The following is an 18,027-nucleotide window of genomic DNA, read 5'->3' as shown; positions in this document are numbered from 1 at the left end:
AGCCGCCCCGCCAGGACCCGGACTCCCCGGCAAAACCCCTCGTCACCGGGGGTACACCCGGCCAACACCCGGGCAACCGCACCGCACCCGCCGGGACGGGGACGCGGGGCGGCACGGCCGGAGTCGACGCGGTCTTCCGTCCGACAATTCCGGCCGCCCCGCGTCCACCCCCCCCACGGCACTCCCCGTGACGGACCCCGCCCGGTCCCTCACCCCCTCCGACACCCCTCAACCGGCCCCCCGGGTACGCCGCCGTACCCGGGCGAGTGAGAAGGAATCACACAGATGCTGTACGCGGGAATCGCCTGGTCCGCCGATGGCTATCAGGTCGAAGTGGTGGACGCCGACGGCGCACGCGCCCTGCCGCCCACCCACTGGGGCGCCGACCGGGTACCGGAGCTGACCCGCTGGCTGACCGGCGAGGAAAGACACCCGCAGGGCCCGTGCGCCGTGGCCCTGGAGAGCACCAACGGTCTGGTCGACGGAGTGTTCACGGCGGCCGGACTGGAGGTCTACCGGGCCGACCCCTGGCACCTCGGCGACCGCCCCGACTTCGGCTCCGTCCCGGCCCTCGCCCTCGCCGAACTCGCCCGGACCGGCCGCGACGCCCTCGCCCCGCTGACCGCCGAGGGCGGCGGCCAGACCGGCCGCGACGACGACTACCACGACGGGATCCGCCGCAGCGCGCCCGTCGAGGCCCAACTCACCGAGGCGGGCCGCTGGTTCCGGCACGGCCCGCGCGACCGTCCCGAGATCGCCCTCACCTTCGACGACGGCCCCGACCCCGTCCACACCCGCCAGGTCCTCGACATCCTGGCCCGCTACGACGTCGTCGCCACCTTCTTCTGCGTCGGCCTCCATGTGCGCGCCCTGCCCGACGAGGTACGGCGGATCGTGGACGCCGGGCACGGCCTCGGCAACCACACCTGGTCGCACCCCTTCCTGCCCGACCTCACCGCCCGCCAGTTCCGCCTCCAACTCGACCGCACCAGCGAGGCGTTCGACCGGGCGGTGGGCCGGGTCCCGGCCGTCTTCCGCCCCCCGTACGGCTCCCGCACCCCCGAGACCCTCGCCGAACTGCTCCCCTCCGGACCCGCGCTGGCCCTGTGGGACGTCGACTCCTGGGACTGGGCCCGCCAGGGCCCCGAGAAGATCACCAGCACCGTCCTCGACCACACCCGGCCCGGCTCACTGATCCTGATGCACGACGGCGGCGGCGACCGGCGCCAGAGCGTCCAGGCGCTCCCCGCGATCATCGAGGGACTCCTGGCCCGCGATCTGGCCTTCGTCCACGCGGACACCTTGGCGGGCCTCCCGGAAACGCTCTGACCGGCGGGGCGCTTGGGCGGGGAGGGGCGGGGAGGCGGCGGCCCCACCCTTGATGGGCCCGGGTCGACCCGGGCCAGCCGGGGTCAGTCGGGGTCGGTTCGGGTCAGCCGGGGTCAGTCAGGGGCCGCCGGCAGCCGGCGCGGCTCGATCCGCTCCTCCACCGCCGTCCCGTCCTCCGCCCGCCGGACGACCCGGTAGGCGCCCTTGCCGGGAACCTCCGCCACCGCCTCGACCAGTTCCGTGCCCCGGTAGACCAGGCCCACTCCGTCGTCCGTGCAGTGCGCCTCGGTGAAGGTGCCGTCCGCGACCAGCCGGTGGATCAGCGGACGGCGCCCCGGATCCACGTCGTAGTGCACCCCGTTCCCGTACGGCAGCAGACCGAGGCCGTTGGTGACGGGGCGCAGCTCGGGCCCGTACGAGTCCGTCGCGCCGCCCTGGAACCAGCACAGGGAACCCGCGCTGACCCCGCTGAGCACCACCCCCGACCGCCAGGCGCGGCGCATGATCGCGTCCAGGCCGTGCACCCGCCACACCGCGAGCAGATTGGCCACCGAGCCGCCCATCACCCACACCACGTCCTGCGCCAGCACCGCCGCCTCGATGTTCTCCACATTGGGCATCGGGAAGAGATGCAGCGGCGTCAGATCGAACCCCGCGATCCGCGCCGCCTCCGTCATCCGGGTGGTGAAGTGCTCCGCGTCCCCGATCGCCGTGCCGATGTACATCACCCTCGGGCGCCTGCCCGTCACGCCGGCCAGTTCCACCGCGTGATACACGAGCGCGTCGAACTGGACGCGGGCACGCGTCCCGGCGCGATGGCCGCCGGAGGTGGCGAGAACGGTGGGCGCGGAAGCGGTCATGGAAGGGATCGTAACGACGGCGGGGCGGTGCCGGGTCCGGCCGGGGCGGGGCGTCGGACTCCCGCCGTCGCCCGCGGGGCAGGGGGGAGTCCGGCGACCCGCCCTAGTGACGCCAGGCCGCCTGGGCGGTGCGCAGGGCGCGGGTGGCGGTCTGGGTGCCCGCCACCGCGAGCGCCAGTTCGTCGGCGAGCCGCTGGAGGTTGCCCGGGTCGTGCGGGCCCTTGGGCCAGACGACCGGAGTGCCGTCCAGACCGTCCCGGACGAGCCCGACGGCGGTCGGGGTGGTCTCCCCGTACGCCGCCGAGTGCAGCACACTGCGCCGGTTGGGGTCGATGGCGCTGTTCTTCTGCGTGGTCTCCATCAGCATGGTGTCCTTGGCCGTCGCCCACGCGAGGTAGGCGAGCGCCGCCTCGCGACGGGGGGACGCGGACGACACGCCCAGCGCGTAGCCGCCGTTGAGCGGGGTGCGGCGGCGCCGGTTGCGCCCGCCGAGCGGCAGCGCCACCGCGCCCCACTTCCCGGCGATCCTCGACAGCGCGGGATCGTCGGCGCGGCGCGCCAGCCCCGTCCAGGACTCGATCAGCCCGAGCTGTCCGCCGAGGAACGCGTTGGTGGCCGGGTCGAAACTGGGCTGCTCCGGCGGGATGGGGAGCGAGTGGGGGGCCACCTCGACCAGATGCCGGGCGGCGGCGAGGGCCGCGTCCGTGGTGAGCGTCGGACGGCCCGAGCGGTCGACCAGGTCACCCCCGTAACCGACGAGCCGGTTGATGAAGCAGCAGCCGAGGCCCATGGCGTGCGGCTGCCGCTGGAGCACGGCACCGTGGTAGGCGCCGCCGCCCGCCCGGGTGATCCGCTCGGCGACGGTGTCGAACTCGTCCCAGGTCGCCGGGGGCCGGAGACCGTGCGCGTCGAGCAACTCCCGGTTGTAGAAGACCAGATGCTGGTCACCGTCGTAGGGCAGACCGTAGCGGCGGCCCCGGTACAGGGTGTACGCGTCGTGGATGGACGGCAGGAAGTCCTGGGTGTCCAGGTCGCGCCGGGACCTGATCCAGCCGGTGAGATCGACGAGCGCGCCCGCCTCCACGAGCGCGCCCAGGCCGTAGTAGTAGTAATCGAAGACGTCGAAGGCGCCGGTACCGCTGCGGACGTCGTCGATGATCCGGTCCGTCAACTGGATGTAGTCGGTGGATGTCACCTCCACCGTGCCGCCGGTGAGGCGCTGCCAGGCCGGGGCGAGGACCGTGCGGTGCATGGCGATGTGCGGGGAGTTCACCAGGACCCGGAGCGTGACGCCGGTGAGATCGGGCAGCGGCGGCACGGCCGGGGCGGCGGACGCGGTACCGGTACCGGCGGCACCGAGCGCGGCGAACGCGGTGGCTCCGCGCAGGACATGACGGCGAGCGGGGGAGGAGGCGGCACGGCCGGGGAGTACGGGGGACACGGTGGCTCCTTGGAGAGGAGAGGGGACGCCCGAGATCTACTCACCCGCTGAGAAGGGGGTCAAGGAGAAGGACGGATCTCTGGGCAAACCCAAAGCAAGCCGTCACCTGTCAGGCCGGGTCCCTGTCACACCGGGATCCGAGTCAGGCCGGGTGTCCTGGCGCACTCCAGTTGGCAGATTCTCAATGCTCTGCATACCGATCCTGCGGATTCTCATTCGCTGCGGACCAGACGCCGAGGCCGCCTTCCGGCAGGGACACGAACCGCCATCCTCCAGGTCCTGTGATCTGCCATGCCTCGAACGCCTCATCGGCCGGACACGTCAGATGCGTGCCATGCTCGAACACCATCAGAAGCGTGCCGGATGTGAAGGCGACCGCAGAGACGACCTTCGTCCCGAAGAGCGGGAGGACGGGGGCCACGTCCTGACTCTCGGGCAGCAGAAGCACGCCGCGATCGGTGTGGGCCGTCCCGGATGAGAGCCGGGCAGGCGTTTCGAGTACGACTTCCCAACCGTCGGCAAGGGCCAGCGTGAGGCGGTGGTCGACAGTGATCCCGACAACGTCCAACCCTTGGAGATTCAAGATCCACCGGTCATCGCGTTCGACCGGCTCTGCTTCGGTACTCATCACCCCACCATGGCGCACGGCCCGGCCCCGAGCGACGGCGGGCCACCAGGGACTCCGCCGAAGCCACGTCTGTTGAGAATCCAGCGTGCTGTGTTCTCGATCCACTTGGCGAACCACCAGCTCAGTCCACGATCCAGAGACGGCTCCGATGAGACGGGACACCGGGGGCCCTCTACGCCGCCGGCCCCGGCTGCTCCATCAGGTCCGCCGCCGTCACCGATGACGGAGTCGTGTGGCCGGACAGGGCCAGTGTCAGGTCGAGTTCGGCCAGCAGACAGCGGATCACATGCTCGACGCCCGCCTGCCCGTCGAGCCCCAGCCCGTACGCGTACGGTCGGCCGACCAGCACCGCCCGCGCGCCGAGCGCCAGCGCCTTCACGATGTCGTCGCCGGTCCGGACGCCGCTGTCGAACAGCACGGTCAGCCGGTCGCCGACCGCCCGCGCGATCCCCGGCAGCGCGTCCGCCGCCGCGACCGCGCCCGCCACCTGCCGTCCCCCGTGGTTGGACACCACCACCCCGTCCATCCCGGCGTCCGCCGCGAGCCGCGCGTCGTCCGGGTGCAGCACCCCCTTCAGCACGATCGGCCCGTCCCAGTGCTCCCGCAGGAACGCCAGGTCCGGCCACGTCTTCCCCGGATCCGCGAACAGGCTCACGAAGTGCATCACCGCCGCGTTCGGATCCTCCCGCACCGGCTTGGCCAGACCGGCGCGGAACGCCGGGTCGGTGAAGTAGTTGGCCGTGCCCACCCCGTGCAGAAACGGCAGATACGCCTGGTCCAGATCGCGGGGCCGCCAGGCCAGCAGCGGGGTGTCCAGCGTGACCACCAGCACCGAGAACCCGGACGCCCGCGCCCGCCCGAGGAAGCTCCGCGTCACCTCGCGGTCCTTGGACCAGTAGAGCTGGAACCAGCGCTCCGCGTCCCCCATCGCCGCCGCGACCTCCTCCATCGGGGTGCTGGACGCCGAGGACAGGATGTACGGCACACCCTGCGCGGCGGCGGCCCGCGCGGCGGCCGGCTCCGCGTCCGGATGCAGGATCGACAGCACCCCGACCGGTGCCAGCGCCAGCGGGGCGGGCAGCGTCCGGCCGAGCACCTCCACCGACAGATCCCGCTCATGCACATCGCGCAGCATCCGCGGCACGATCCGGCGCCGCCGCAGGGCCTCCCGGTTGGCGCGGGCGGTGCTGCCGTCCCCGGCCGCCCCCGCCACGTAGCCCACCGGGCCGGGTCCGAGCCGCTGTGCGGTGATCTCCTCCAGCCGGGTCAGATCGGTGGGCAGCCGGGGCACGGCCCCCGTCATTCCCTGGAGATAGATCTCGTACTGGAAGTCAGCCCAGTGCTTGGCCATCCGCGCGTCCCGCCTTTCCCGTCCCGGGGGTCGATGGCCGCCATACTCACCGGTCGGTTCGGGGGTGTCCAGGGGAGGGGGGTGGGCTCTCCGACGGGCTCGGCGTGGGTGGGTTCTGGGCGGGGTTCGGTGTGGTGGGTTCTGGGCGGGGCCTGGCGCGGGTGGGCCCTGAGCGGGGCCCTGGCGTGGCGGGCCCTGAGCTGAGCCCGGCGCGGTGGGTTCACGGTGGGGCGCCGCCCGCGTCACCGCCCTGCGCTTCCCCGCCGTCCACGGGCGTCAGCGACCGCCCGCACCACCTCCTCGCCCGGCCCGGCGTCGCGGCACGACCCGCCGTCCACCGCCGCATCGGCGTCGACGAACACCGCCCGCCTCACGGCGCCTCCGCGTCCGGCCCCTGCGCCCTGACCCGCTGCACATGCTCCAGGGACGTGCGCAGTTCCGTCAGCCAGTCGTCCTCATGGCGCCGCACCAGACGGACGCACCAGGCGAGGGCTTCACTGCGGCTGCGGGCGACCCCGGACGCGACCAGCGTGTCCAGCACCCGCCGCTCCGGCTGCCGCAGCCGGGTCATCACGGGCGCGGCGACATGGGTGAACAGAGCGCGCTCCGCCCCGCACAGCACCCCCCAGGACACCTTGCGGCCGAACCGGTGCTCGGCCTCACGGGCGATGCCCATCCGGGTCTCCCGGGTGCGCTCCCGGAACTCCTGGACCCGGCCCTGCACCGCCGCCTCCCGCTCGGTGTCCGACACGCCCTCGGCCTGCCGGGGCGGCGGAATCCGGCCGATCACGGTGATCTCCTCGCGATCCACCACGACCTCGGCCAGCTCCTCGAAGAGGTCCTCCGGCAGTCGGCCCGCGAACCACCCGCGTACCTTCTCTGTCTGCTCCGAAGTAATCATGTAATGACGATTACTCCGCAATTCCATGAACGCAAGGGTGGACAGGACCGGTCCGCCGAGAGCGGAATCGGAATGTTTCAGGCCGATTAACGAGCCGGGACGAAACGACCATCCGGCCACCTCCGGCGATCAAGAGCCTTGAGGAATCGCGGCGGTGTGGCGCGCATTCCGTCACTTCACGCCACTGATTCAATACGCAAGGTTACTGAAATCGATGGGGTCGAGATGAGTTTCCGGGCCGGACTCGGCAGACTCGCGCTCGCCGCTCGCCCCACCGGGCAGTGGCCCCCGTTCCCTCAAGCGGAAGGATGCACACAATGCGGAACACCGCGCGCTGGGCAGCGACCCTCGGCCTCACCGTCACGGCCGCCATCGGCGGTCCGTTCACCGGAGCCGCCCTCGCCGCCCCGGCCGCCATCCCGGTCGCCACCCCTGCCGTCGCCCCGGCCGCCACCCTCCCGGCAGCCCCGGCCGCCACCCTCGCCGTAGCCCCGGTAGCCACCCCCGCCACCCCCACCTCCCTCTACGCCCCCACCGCCCTGGTGCTCACCGTGGCCCGCGGCGAGGCCGCCGGTGCGACCGCCCCCGAGCGGGCCGTCACCCTCAGTTGCGCCCCCGCCCCCGGCGGCACCCACCCGTCCCCCCGGGCCGCCTGTGCCGAACTGACCCGGGTCGGCGGCGACTTCGACACCCTCACCGCTGACGCCGCCGTGATGTGCACCCGGGACTACCGGCCGGTCGTGGCCACCGTTTCCGGTGTCTGGCAGGGCAAGCGGGTCGGCTATGAGCGCACCTTCCCCAACGACTGCATGATGCGCGCCCACGGCGCCGGCGTCTTCTCCTTCTAGGCCGCCGCCCAAGGACCGGGATCGCCGGTCCCCGTGAGCGCAGCGGGCGGCCCGTGAGTGGGGAGAGCGGGCGCCTGTCACGGGGTCGCCGGGATCCCGCACAGGGGGTCGGTGGGCGGAGTGGGGCCGCCCGCCGACCCCGACGGCGTCTGGCGGGGAAGTCTTCGAGGAGCCTTGTATGCCTTGACGGGTATATAGCTAGCGAGGCATATTGAACCCATGTCCGACGACGACGCGCTCTGGGCCGCCCTCGCCGACCCCCATCGGCGGGCCATCGTCGCGCTGCTCCTGGAGCGGCCGAGGTCCGTCGGGGAACTGGTGGAGCGCACCGGGCTCAGCCAGCCCGGCACCTCCAAGCATCTGAAGGTGCTGCGCGAGGCGGGACTCGTCCGGGTACGGCAGGACGCGCAACGCCGGGTCTACGCCCTCGACCCCGCGCCCATCGCCGCCCTCGATGCCTGGCTCACGCCCTACCGCAGCCTCTGGAACCGCAGCCTGGACGCCCTCGGCCACCGCCTCGACGCGGCGGCGGGCCCGGCGGACGGCACGGACCCGCCGGGCCCGCCGCGAGCAGCGCCCCGGTCCGTCGGACCGCACCGATCCACCCCCGCACCGAAGGACTGATCCCCATGACCGCCGACCTCACCGGCACCTTCCTCACCCTCGACGACGGCCGCCCGGCGATCCGCTTCCGCCGCACCTACGACCACCCCGTCGACCGCGTCTGGCACTTCGTCACCGACCCCGACGAACTCGCCGGATGGTTCCCCGCCCGCGCCGAGATGGATCTGCGGCCCGGCGGTGCCGTCGCCTTCACCGGCGACCCCGCCATGGCGGACCACCCCGGCCGGATCATCGCCGTGGACCCGCCCCGCCATCTCTCCTTCGACTGGGGCGGCGACGAACTCCACTTCGACCTGGAGCCCCTGGACGACGGGCGCACCCGCTTCACCCTCACCAATGTGCTGGTCGCCGAGGACACCGCCGCCCGCAACGGCGCCGGGTGGGAGGTCTGCCTCTCCGCCCTGGACGCCAGGGCCCAGGGCACCCCCTTCGAGGGCCCGCACGCCGGCCCCACCGCCCCCTGGCAGGGCTTCTACGACGGCTATGTGGCCGCCGGGTTCCCCTCCGGCGCCCCGATCCCCGGCACGGCCTCCGGCGCCTGACCGGTCTGATCCCCGGCACCGGCACCGACTCCTGACCGGGACGAACACCGGCACCGGCACCCACACCAGCAGGCGGCACCCGGCACCCGCACCGGCACCAGCGCCCGACCGGCACGAAGACTCGAGCTCCCCGGCCGGACGGCCCCGCCCGAAACCTGCGGTGGCGCCCGGACGGCCCCGCAGGGGCCCCGCAGGCGTGCTCAGCCGAGGAGCGCGTACACCGTGCTCGCGCGCGCCGCCAGTTCGCCCGACTCCGCCACCGTCAGGGTGATGTCGGCGAACGCCGTGCGGCGGCCCAGCTTCGTCACCACCGCCTCGATCAGCACATCCCCGCCCACCACCGCCCGCTGGAACGACGTCGACTGCTGCACGGTCGTCATCGGCCCGTAGCCGCCCCGTGCCGCCGCCACCGCGACCACCGTGGCGGTTTCGGCCTGCTCGGGCGTAAGCGTCATGGCCGGATCGTTCCCGCCGCGCGACGGGATTGAACGCCGCGCCCGCCCCACGCGTACCAGTGGCCAGTCAGGCGCCCCCAACCGCCCCCGCACGGAGGCGGAGCCGGTCCCCAGGAGGTCGAGTAGGTTGAGTCACAGGCGAATTCCGAAGCGCAAGGCCGTCATAGCGGTGGGCGGTGTCGCCGCGCTCGGGGCGGCGGCCGTCCTCCTGCCGAACGCCAACGCGTCCCAGGACGGCCCGTCGGGGACGGCCGCGCCCCGCACACTCAAGGCGGGCGACGCCTCGGACCTCGCCACCTGGCTCGCCGGATCGCTGGGGGACGCCTTCGCCGGCTCCTACTACGACGCCGACAACCAGCAGCTCGTCGTCAATGTCGTGGGCGACGACAACCAGCTCGTCGTCCGCGCCCGAAGCGCCGGCGCGGCCGTCCGCCAGGTCGACAACAGCACCGCCGAACTCACCTCCGCCGCCCGGACCCTGAGCAGCGAGGCCACCATCCCCGGCACCTCCTGGGCCGTCGACCCGCGCACCAACAAGATCCTGGTCACCGCCGACTCCACCGTCACCGGCGGCGACTGGGACACCCTGGAGTCGGCCGTGCGGCGGCTCGGCGACGGCATGGCCACCCTGAAGAAGTCGTCCGGCACCTTCCGTACGTTCCTGTCCGGCGGCGACGCCATCTTCGGCGGGGGGTCGCGCTGTTCGGCCGGGTTCAATGTCACCGCGGGCGACGGCGCCCCCGCCTTCCTCACCGCCGGGCACTGCGGCGTCGCCGTCGCCCAGTGGTCCGACCTCCAGGGCGGCGCCCCGGTCGGCACCGTCGACCAGGCCGTCTTCCCCGGCGCCGGTGACTTCGCCCTGGTCCGCTACGACGACCCGGCCACCGTCGCGCCCAGCGAGGTGAACCTCGGCGACCGGACCGTACCGATCAGCGGGGCCGCCGAGGCGACCGTCGGCCAGCAGGTCTTCCGGATGGGTTCCACCACCGGGCTCTCCGACGGCCAGGTCCTCGGCCTCGACGCCACCGTCAACTACCCGGAGGGCACGGTCACCGGGCTCATCCAGACCGATGTGTGCGCCGAGCCCGGCGACAGCGGCGGCTCCCTGTTCACCCGGGACGGACTCGCCCTCGGCCTCACCTCCGGCGGCAGCGGCGACTGCACGATCGGCGGCGAGACCTTCTTCCAGCCGGTGACCACGGCCCTGGAGGCGGTGGGCGCGACGCTGGGCACGGGGATCGGCGGGGGCGATCCGGGGGCCGGTGACGACGGTTCCGGGACCGGCACCGACGCGCCGGTCCCCGGCGACGACGACTCCGGTGACTCCTCCGGTGACGACTCCGGCTACGGCGCCGGGCAACAGCAGCAGGGCGGGCGCCAGTCCGACGGCTCCGCCCCGACCGGGACCCGCTGACCGCACCCCCCGCCGCGGTCGGTGGCGGTGAGGTGGCCCGGCCCCCGCACGGGAGGGCCGGGCCACCCGCACGGGACCGAGCACCGGAACCAAAGCCCGGCCCGCCCCGGGCACCGCGGACCCCACCCCCACCCATCGCCCGCGGACCCCACCCCCACCCATCGCCCGACGCCCCCGCCCTCACCCCGTCGCCCGCAGCACCAGCAGCGCCACGTCGTCCGGCCGTTCCCCCTCCGCCGCGCCCCTCCTCATCAGCTCCTCCGCCAGTTCGTCCGGCGGCAGATGGCCCGCCCGGCACAGCCGCTCGCTCAGCTCGGTCAGGGCGTCCTCGATGTCGATCCCGGGGGACTCGATCAGCCCGTCGGTGTAGAGCACCAGCACCGAACCCGGGGTCAGGTCGACCTCCGTCGTCGGATAGACCGCCGCCCCGTCGATGCCGAGCAGCGGACCGCCCGCCAGGTCCAGCACCCGCACCTGGCCGTCCGGCCGTCTCAGCAGCGGCGGCGGATGCCCGGCCCGCGCCATCACGGCCCGGCCGCGCGCCGGGTCCAGCCGCAGATACAGACAGCTCGCGAAGAGATCGGAACCCAGCTCGATCAGCAGCCGGTTGGTGCTGCGCATCACCTCGTGCGGCGGCTGCCCGACGGTCGTGTAGGCGCGGACGGCGGTCCGGATCTGCCCCATCAGCCCGGCCGCCGTCACATTGTGTCCCTGCACGTCACCGATCACCGCCACGGCCGTGCCGGTGGCCGGGACGAGGTCGTAGAAGTCGCCGCCTATGTCCATCCCGCGGGTGCCCGGCAGATAGCGGGCCGCCGCGTCGACACCCGGCAGCGGCGGCAGGGAGCTGGGCAGCAGCGCGGCCTGGAGACCGTGCGCGAGCTGGTGCTTGGCGTCGTAGAGCAGGGCCCGTTCCAGGGCGAGCGCGATCAGGCCGCCGAGGCTGCTGAGCACGGCCCGCTCGTCGGTGGGGAAGGCGTGCCGCTCGGTGTAGGCCAGCACACAGGTGCCGACCGGGCGGCCGGAGGCGATCAGCGGGAGGTAGGCCCAGGCCGAGAAGCCGTCCGGGGTGGTGTGCCGCGCCGGGTACAGCCGCTCCAGCGCCTCCCGGGACTCGAAGAACGCCGGGACCGCGCTGTTCAGGGCCTGGACGCCCGGGGTCGGTTCGGACATCGGGGTGCCGTCGAAGCGCTCGACGGCATGGGTGTCGGGGTAGCCGCGGTGGCCGAGGACATGCATCCGCCCGCCCCGCGAGGTGAGCAGGGCGACGCCCTGACCGCCCACGGCCGGCGCCACCTCGTCGGCGACGAGCTGGACGATGTCCTTGACGCTCGCGGCCTCGGTCAGCGCGCTGGCCAGGCTGAGCACCGTGGAGATGGTCACCAGCCGGGACGGCGTCCCGTCCCCGTCCGGGCCCGACCGGACCGTGTCGGCCACCGCCCGGGCCCGGCTGATCCGTACACTCAGCCCGCTGCGGCCGGGATAGAGCCGGAACGACAGCCAGTCGCCGGGCGGGCGCAGTGCCACGAACGAGGTGATGCGCTGGCTGATCAGCGCCGCCCGGTAGCGGTCCTCGTACACCGGGTCGTTCAGCCAGGGCACCGCCGCCCAGAGCTGGGTGCCCAGCAGACCGCTCACCGGGACCCCGATCAGATCGGCCGCCGCCGGGTTGGCGAACCCGATCCGGCCGTGCAGATCCAGCGAGCACAGCCCGTACGGCAGCCGCCCCGCCATCCGTACCGCCTCGACCGACCCGGGGGTCCCGGACCCCCCGCCGTCCGGCGGCACACTCGGCAGATCCGGCTCCGGCGGCAGCGTCCGGCTCTCCCGCGCCAGCCGTTCCAGGCGCCCGGCCAGATCCCGGCAGGCCGTCGCCAGCCGGTCCCGCTCCGGGCCGGCCAGCTCCCGGGGGTGCGAGCCCGGCCAGGTCACGAAGACCGCCCCGTACACCGCGGTCTCCGTGGCCAGCGGCAGCGCGGCCACGGCGAAGGGGTACGGCAGCACCACCGCGACCCGCGGATAGCGGCTCGCCATCTCCTCCTCGCCGCCGACCCACACCAGACGCCGTTCGCGCGCCGCGTCGGCGACCGGGATCGGGGCGCTCAGCCCCACCCGCTCCCAGGGCGCCGCGAAGGTCCGCGGCAGCCCCGCCATCACCGCGATCTCCAGCACCGGCTCGTCGTGCGCGAGCAGATACACCGCGCCGGAGTGCGCCTGCACGCCCTCCATCATCTCGACGAGGGCGAGCGACAGCAGCGGCCGTCCGGCCGGGCCCCCCGGCCGCCCGGAGGGCTGCCCGTCGGACATGCCGACCACCTCCTCGACCGGCCGTGGGACGGCCTTCAGGCACCACACTCTCTCCCGGCCCGGCGCCGGGCGCACCGCGAGCGGTGGGGACGCGGACGAGCGCGGTCCCACCCGGCCGGGAGCAGGCCGTCATACGGCCGTCATACCTAGCTTTTGGCGTGCTTTTATCCTATTCTCACCAATTCTTGGCGAGAGTCGATGGTTGCGATGGGTTCAGATGAATTCAGCAGGATTCGGGTGGGCCCGGCGACCGACCCCGCCGACTGCACGGGGGCTGCGCCACCGCCGCATACGCGCTGTAATGACGGACGTGGTCGACGAGGGCGCTACGGGACGCAGGGCGCGGGTCGCGCGGGCCGAGGCGGCCCTCAAGGCGCTCGCCGCGAGCCGGACTCCGCCGAGCGGTGCCACCGGCTCCTGGAGCAGGTCCTCGCCTTCACCCCCGCCGCCCTCGCGGCCCTCTACACCCCCTCCGGCGACAGCGGACGGCTGCACCTGACCGAGTCCGCCGGAGCCCCGCGCACCCTGTACGGCCTGCCGGAGAGCTACGCCGCCGACCGGCCGCCCACGTCCGGCTCCACCGCCGCCCGGCCGCCCACGTCCGGTCATGCCGCCGACCCGCCGCCTGTCCCCGGTGCCACCGCCGCCCGGCCGCCCGCGCCCGGCTCCACCGCCGACCCGCCGTCCCTCCCCGGCTCCACCGCCGACCCGCCGTCCGTCCCCGGCTCCGCCGCCCACCATCCCCCCGTCCGCCCCGTCTTCCCCGCCCTCCCCGTGCTCGCCGTCGTCCCCGCCCGTGACGGCCACCGGCTGCTCGCCGTCACCGAGTCCCCGGGTGGCTTCGACGCCGAGGACCGCGCCTGTCTGGAGCTGATCGCCGACGCCGTCGCCGGCGCCGTGCCCGAGTGCCCGCCCGTCCCGGCGGAGCTGCCGCCCGGCGGTTTCGTGCTCGCCATGGACACCGGCCGGATCGACACCGGCCGGGAACTGCTCGATCTCTTCGGGCTCGCCCCCGAGGACTTCGACGGCCGGGTGGAGACCCTGCTCGGCCTGACCGTCCCCGAGGACCTGCCGTCCCTGATGTCCGTCGTCGAGGCCGGTCACCGGTCCGCCGGCGAACGCGAACTGGACTTCCGGGTGCTCCGCCGCGCCGGGCCGCCCCGCTGGCTGCGGCTGCGCGGCCAGCCGCTGCCCGGCGTCGACGGCCGCGCCGCCCGGCTGGTCGGCACCGTCACCGACGCCACGACCGGACGCTCCGACGCCACCGACGTGGCCCGCGTCCAGCGCCTCGCCGCCGCCCTCGCCGCCGCCGGGACCGTCCGGGACGTCAGCCACGCCGTCGTCGCCGGGCTGCGCGGGCCGCTGCGCGCCGACCGGATCGCCCTGGCCGAACTGGAGGGCGACCGGCTCGTCGTCACCGTCCTCGACCCGCCCGAGCCCGAGTCGTGGCCCGAGCTGTGGCGGCTGGAGTGGCGCACCGAGTGGCCCGAGGCCCCGGTCCGGGCGATGCCCACCCTGGCCGCCGCGCTGCGCGAGGGCCGCGCCCGGATATGGCCCGCCGGAACCGCCGCCCTGGAACCCGCGCTCGCCGAGGTCGGCCCGGGCGGACTCGCCGTACTGCCGCTGCCGGCCGGGACCAGGATGGCCGGGGCCTGTCTGATCGGCTGGGACGACCCGCACGATTTCGGCCCCGACGAACGCGCCCTGCTCACCGCCTCCGCCGGGCTCGCCGGACAGGCCCTCATGCGGGCCCACGCCTTCGACGCCGAGCACGAACTCGTCGGCATGCTCCAGCGCCAGCTCCTGCCCCGCAGGCTGCCCCGCCTGCCCGGCGCCACCGCCGTCGCCCGCTATCTGCCCGCCACGGCCGGCCTGGAGCTGGGCGGCGACTGGTACGACGTGATCCCGCTGCCCGACCACCATGTCGCCCTGGTCATCGGCGACGTCCAGGGGCACAGTGCCGCCGCCGCGACCCTGATGGGGCAGATGCGGACCGCCCTGCGCGCCTACGCCGCCGAGGGCCACCCCCCGGACGTCGTCGTCTCCCACGCCAACCGCCTCCTCCTGGAGATGGAGACCGACCTCTTCGCCACCTGCGCCTATGTCGATGTCGACACCGAGGAGGGCTCCGCCTGGTGCGTCCGTGCCGGACACCTCCCGCCGGTCCTGCGCCACCCCGACGGAACCACCGAGACCGCCCAGGCGGAGGGCGGGCCCCCGCTCGGGGTGCTCGACGGGGCCGAGTTCCCGATGACCGAGCTGCGGCTGCGCCCCGGCACCCTGATCGCCCTGGTCACCGACGGTCTGGTGGAGGTGGCCGGACACGACATCGACGAGGGCATGGACCGCCTCGCCCGCGATCTGTCCGGCGCCGACCCCGCCCATCTCGGCCTGGTCGCCGACACCCTGCTGGTCGGCGCCCGCCGCACCGACGACATCGCCCTGCTGCTGATGCGCTACGACGGCCTCGCGGTCCGCCCGCGACGGGAGAGCTGGACGGTGTGGCGGGTCCCGGAGGCGGTCCGGCACGCCCGCCGCTTCACCCGCCGCACCCTGCGCGCCTGGGGCGTCACCGACCCCTGCGACTCCGCGCTCCTGGTGGTGTCCGAACTGGTCACCAACGCGCTGGTGCACACCGACGGGCAGGTCCGCCTGGATCTCACCCTGGTCGGCGGCCGGCTCCGGGTCGCCGTCGCCGACTCCTCCCCGCGCAGCCCCGTCAAACCCACCCGCATCGGCTGGGAGGCCACCGGCGGACGCGGACTGCTGCTGGTGGAGGCCCTCTCGGGCACCTGGGGCACGGTCCCGGTCAGCGGCGGCAAACAGGTCTGGAGCGAACTCCCCGTCGACGCCCCCCGCTGACCGCACCCCGTGATCATCCAACTACGCACCGCGGTAAAGCCCCCGCGCCGGCGCACGCCCCAACCGCCCCGCGCGGCGCGCGTTTTTCCCAGATGACGCCTCGGGAAACAGCAGTCGGAATGGAGTGATACGGAACCACAACGGAGCACCTCCATTCCGGCCGTTCCTTGGCTATGGTGTGCCAGATGAAGGCACTTGTGCCGGTCGGCGGCGCCGGAACACGCCTCCGGCCGATCACCCACACCCCGGCCTCGTCCCCCGTCCCGGCCGCCCGCGGGACGGTGCCGTTCCACGGTCCGGATCCGCTCGCCGGGGCCGGGACCGGCGAGGCGGGTGCCGTCTGACCGGCAGCCCCCCGCCCCCACCCCCTACCTCACCTCCGTCCGCAGCCGTCCTCCACGCACCCTCTGCCATCCCCCACCGCGGCCGGTCCGAGCCGGTCGCACCCCCGCAGCCCCAGACATGACCAAGGTGTAGATCCCTGCATGAACCTCCTCGTCACCGGCGCCGCCGGGTTCATCGGCTCCACGTATGTCCGCGGGCTGCTGGCCCGGCCCGGCGGACCACGGGTCACGGTGCTCGACCGGCTCACCCACGCCGGCACCCGGGACAACCTGCCGGACAGCCACCCCCGGCTGGAGTTCGTCCACGGTGACATCTGCGACCCGGCCGCCGTCGACCGGGCGATGGCCCGTGTCCAGCAGGTGGTGCACTTCGCCGCGGAGTCCCCCGCGGACCGGTCGACCGAGGGCGGCGGCGCGTTCGTCCGCACCAATGTGCTGGGCACCCAGACGCTGCTGGAGGCCGCCCTGCGGCACGGCGTGGAGACCTTCGTCCAGGTCTCCACCGACGAGGTGTACGGATCGATCAAGGCCGGATCCTGGCCCGAGGAGCACCCGCTGCGGCCCGGCTCCCCCTACTCCGCCTCCAAGGCGTCCTCCGACCTGCTCGCCCTCGCCTACCACCAGACCCACGGCATGGACGTCCGCGTCACCCGCTGCTCCCACAACTACGGGCCCCACCAGTTCCCGGAGAAGGTGATCCCGCTGTTCATCACCAACCTCCTGGAGGGCAAGAAGGTCCCCCTGTACGGCGACGGCCTGAACGTCCGCGACTGGCTGCACGTCGAGGACCACTGCCACGGCATCGAACTGGTCCGCACCAAGGGCCGCCCCGGCGAGATCTACAACATCGGCGGCGGCACCGAACTGACCAACAAGGAACTCACCTCCGTCATCCTCGATGTCTGCGGCGTCGGCTGGGACATGGTGGAGTTCGTCACCGACCGCAAGGGCCACGATCTGCGCCACAGCGTCAACTGGACCAAGGCCCGCGCCGAACTCGGCTACTTCCCCCTGCACGACTTCGAGTCCGGTATCGCCACCACCGTCGCCTGGTACCGCACCCACCGCGCCTGGTGGCGCGCGCTCAAGCACCGTGTGGTGCCCACCTGAACCCGGCCCATGAACCCGGCCCACCCGCACCGGCCGTCACCCGACAACCACCCCGCCAAGAAGCACCGCCCCTGATCCGCAAGGAGTCACCTGCGTGAAACGCCACGAGTTCCTGCGGGGCCTGCACAAGGCCGCCGCCAACCGCAACTACCTGGAGATCGGTGTCAACGACGGCCGCAGCCTCACCCTGTCCCGGGTGCCGAGCATCGCGATCGACCCGGCGTTCAAGGTGGTCAGCGAGATCCGGTGCGATGTCCATCTGGTGAAGGCGACCAGTGACGACTTCTTCGCCCGGGACAACCCCCTCGCCCACCTCAAGGGCGGCCGGCACCCGCTGCGCAATCTCGCCCGGGGCCGCAGCCCGATCGGCCACTGGCGGCGCACCACGCTCGACCTGTCGTTCATCGACGGCATGCACCTCTTCGAGTACGCGCTGCGCGACTTCATCAACATCGAGAAGCACTCGGACTGGGCGAGCGTCATCGTCTTCGACGACATGCTGCCGCGCAGCATCGACGAGGCCGCCCGCGACCGGCACACCAACGCCTGGACCGGCGATGTCTACAAGCTGGTCGAGATCCTCGACCGGTACCGCCCCGACCTGGTGACCGTCCTGGTCGACACCGAACCCACCGGCCAGCTCGTGGTGTTCGGCGCCGACCCGGGCAACACCACGCTCAGCGACAAGTACGACGAGATCATGGCCGAGTTCGACGTCCCGGACCCGCAGAAGGTGCCCGAGGCCATCCTCGACCGGGTCCGCACGGTCCGCCCCGAGGAGCTGCTCTCGGCCGGGTTCTGGGGCCCGCTGGCCCGCGCCCGCAACATCGGCGCCGGCCGCACCCGGGGCTGGCCCGCCCTGCGCCGCGCCCTGGAGACCTACGCGGTCAACCGCTGACACCGGCACCGGGCACGGGGGAGGGGCGGCGACACCCGCACCGGACACGGGGAGGGGCGGGGGGGCGGGGGGGGGGGGGGCGGGGGCCGCGCCCCCCCCCCCCCCCGCCCCCC

At 73.7% G+C, this 18,027-nt stretch carries 15 protein-coding genes and 1 pseudogene; 9 read left to right on the top strand and 7 right to left on the bottom strand.

Annotated features, from left to right (window positions below):
- The first annotated feature begins 285 nt into the window (after positions 1–285).
- Complete coding sequence (locus tag AB0O01_RS32935) at positions 286–1,329, top strand: polysaccharide deacetylase family protein (protein ID WP_365319231.1); 1,044 nt, start codon at positions 286–288, stop codon at positions 1,327–1,329.
- A gap of 113 nt (positions 1,330–1,442) precedes the next feature.
- Here AB0O01_RS32935 and AB0O01_RS32930 read toward each other — a convergent pair whose 3' ends face one another.
- The 5 genes from AB0O01_RS32930 to AB0O01_RS32910 form a co-directional block, all read right to left on the bottom strand.
- Positions 1,443–2,189 carry a peptidase E gene (locus tag AB0O01_RS32930; protein WP_365319229.1) on the bottom strand — a complete coding sequence of 249 codons (747 nt, stop codon included), beginning with the start codon at positions 2,187–2,189 and terminating at the stop codon, positions 1,443–1,445.
- 103 nt (positions 2,190–2,292) lie between these two features.
- Complete coding sequence (locus AB0O01_RS32925) at positions 2,293–3,630, bottom strand: extracellular solute-binding protein (protein ID WP_365319227.1); 1,338 nt, start codon at positions 3,628–3,630, stop codon at positions 2,293–2,295.
- Positions 3,631–3,811: 181 nt separating this feature from the next.
- Positions 3,812–4,258: a DUF6188 family protein gene (locus tag AB0O01_RS32920; RefSeq protein ID WP_365319225.1), complete on the bottom strand. Its 447-nt coding sequence runs from the start codon at positions 4,256–4,258 to the stop codon at positions 3,812–3,814.
- A 172-nt stretch (positions 4,259–4,430) separates the two neighbouring features.
- Positions 4,431–5,609, bottom strand: coding sequence for a lactate 2-monooxygenase (locus AB0O01_RS32915; protein WP_365319222.1), 1,179 nt, complete (start codon positions 5,607–5,609; stop codon positions 4,431–4,433).
- A 370-nt stretch (positions 5,610–5,979) separates the two neighbouring features.
- Positions 5,980–6,510, bottom strand: coding sequence for a hypothetical protein (locus AB0O01_RS32910; RefSeq protein WP_365319220.1), 531 nt, complete (start codon positions 6,508–6,510; stop codon positions 5,980–5,982).
- Positions 6,511–6,827: 317 nt separating this feature from the next.
- Between AB0O01_RS32910 and AB0O01_RS32905 the strand changes: the two genes are divergently transcribed.
- The 3 genes from AB0O01_RS32905 to AB0O01_RS32895 all read left to right on the top strand — a co-directional run bounded on the left by AB0O01_RS32905 (position 6,828) and on the right by AB0O01_RS32895 (position 8,524).
- A complete protein-coding gene (locus AB0O01_RS32905) occupies positions 6,828–7,358 on the top strand; it encodes a subtilase-type protease inhibitor (protein WP_365319218.1) in 531 nt (176 codons plus the stop codon).
- A gap of 219 nt (positions 7,359–7,577) precedes the next feature.
- Positions 7,578–7,982, top strand: coding sequence for a metalloregulator ArsR/SmtB family transcription factor (locus tag AB0O01_RS32900; protein ID WP_365319215.1), 405 nt, complete (start codon positions 7,578–7,580; stop codon positions 7,980–7,982).
- 5 nt (positions 7,983–7,987) lie between these two features.
- A complete protein-coding gene (locus AB0O01_RS32895) occupies positions 7,988–8,524 on the top strand; it encodes an SRPBCC family protein (RefSeq protein ID WP_365319213.1) in 537 nt (178 codons plus the stop codon).
- Positions 8,525–8,724: 200 nt separating this feature from the next.
- Here the strand turns inward: AB0O01_RS32895 and AB0O01_RS32890 are convergent, their stop codons facing one another.
- Entirely contained in the window at positions 8,725–9,093 is a 369-nt protein-coding gene (locus tag AB0O01_RS32890; RefSeq protein WP_365319408.1) for a PaaI family thioesterase, read from the bottom strand.
- A gap of 13 nt (positions 9,094–9,106) precedes the next feature.
- Here AB0O01_RS32890 and AB0O01_RS32885 point away from each other — a divergent pair, with 13 nt between their 5' ends.
- The gene (locus AB0O01_RS32885; protein WP_365319212.1) at positions 9,107–10,393 is read left to right on the top strand and encodes a S1 family peptidase; all 1,287 of its coding nucleotides are present in this window, start codon (positions 9,107–9,109) and stop codon (positions 10,391–10,393) included.
- A 180-nt stretch (positions 10,394–10,573) separates the two neighbouring features.
- Here AB0O01_RS32885 and AB0O01_RS32880 read toward each other — a convergent pair whose 3' ends face one another.
- A complete protein-coding gene (locus tag AB0O01_RS32880; RefSeq protein ID WP_365319210.1) occupies positions 10,574–12,700 on the bottom strand; it encodes a SpoIIE family protein phosphatase in 2,127 nt (708 codons plus the stop codon).
- A gap of 774 nt (positions 12,701–13,474) precedes the next feature.
- On the opposite strand from AB0O01_RS32880, the gene AB0O01_RS32875 reads away from it, so the two are divergent.
- The 4 genes and pseudogenes from AB0O01_RS32875 to AB0O01_RS32860 all read left to right on the top strand — a co-directional run bounded on the left by AB0O01_RS32875 (position 13,475) and on the right by AB0O01_RS32860 (position 17,914).
- Positions 13,475–15,562, top strand: coding sequence for a SpoIIE family protein phosphatase (locus AB0O01_RS32875; RefSeq protein WP_365319209.1), 2,088 nt, complete (start codon positions 13,475–13,477; stop codon positions 15,560–15,562).
- A 185-nt stretch (positions 15,563–15,747) separates the two neighbouring features.
- Positions 15,748–15,882 (top strand): annotated as a pseudogene (locus AB0O01_RS32870) (glucose-1-phosphate thymidylyltransferase); the annotation flags it as partial.
- A 165-nt stretch (positions 15,883–16,047) separates the two neighbouring features.
- Complete coding sequence (rfbB, locus tag AB0O01_RS32865) at positions 16,048–17,016, top strand: dTDP-glucose 4,6-dehydratase (RefSeq protein ID WP_365319207.1); 969 nt, start codon at positions 16,048–16,050, stop codon at positions 17,014–17,016.
- A gap of 94 nt (positions 17,017–17,110) precedes the next feature.
- A complete protein-coding gene (locus tag AB0O01_RS32860) occupies positions 17,111–17,914 on the top strand; it encodes a class I SAM-dependent methyltransferase (protein WP_365319205.1) in 804 nt (267 codons plus the stop codon).
- The last annotated feature ends 113 nt before the right edge of the window (positions 17,915–18,027 follow it).

The sequence above is a fragment of the Streptomyces sp. NPDC093252 genome, assembly GCF_040683675.1.
Lineage (GTDB): Bacteria > Actinomycetota > Actinomycetes > Streptomycetales > Streptomycetaceae > Streptomyces.
This window is presented reverse-complemented; position numbering and strand designations above follow the sequence as displayed.

Coding starts and splice junctions, on each gene's coding strand:
- AB0O01_RS32905 (WP_365319218.1), top strand. CDS start 6,828: ATGCGGAACACCGCGCGCTGGGCAGCGACCCTCGGCCTCACCGTCACG.
- AB0O01_RS32930 (WP_365319229.1), bottom strand. CDS start 2,189: ATGACCGCTTCCGCGCCCACCGTTCTCGCCACCTCCGGCGGCCATCGC.
- rfbB (WP_365319207.1), top strand. CDS start 16,048: ATGAACCTCCTCGTCACCGGCGCCGCCGGGTTCATCGGCTCCACGTAT.
- AB0O01_RS32920 (WP_365319225.1), bottom strand. CDS start 4,258: ATGAGTACCGAAGCAGAGCCGGTCGAACGCGATGACCGGTGGATCTTG.
- AB0O01_RS32895 (WP_365319213.1), top strand. CDS start 7,988: ATGACCGCCGACCTCACCGGCACCTTCCTCACCCTCGACGACGGCCGC.
- AB0O01_RS32935 (WP_365319231.1), top strand. CDS start 286: ATGCTGTACGCGGGAATCGCCTGGTCCGCCGATGGCTATCAGGTCGAA.
- AB0O01_RS32880 (WP_365319210.1), bottom strand. CDS start 12,700: ATGTCCGACGGGCAGCCCTCCGGGCGGCCGGGGGGCCCGGCCGGACGG.
- AB0O01_RS32900 (WP_365319215.1), top strand. CDS start 7,578: ATGTCCGACGACGACGCGCTCTGGGCCGCCCTCGCCGACCCCCATCGG.
- AB0O01_RS32915 (WP_365319222.1), bottom strand. CDS start 5,609: ATGGCCAAGCACTGGGCTGACTTCCAGTACGAGATCTATCTCCAGGGA.
- AB0O01_RS32910 (WP_365319220.1), bottom strand. CDS start 6,510: ATGATTACTTCGGAGCAGACAGAGAAGGTACGCGGGTGGTTCGCGGGC.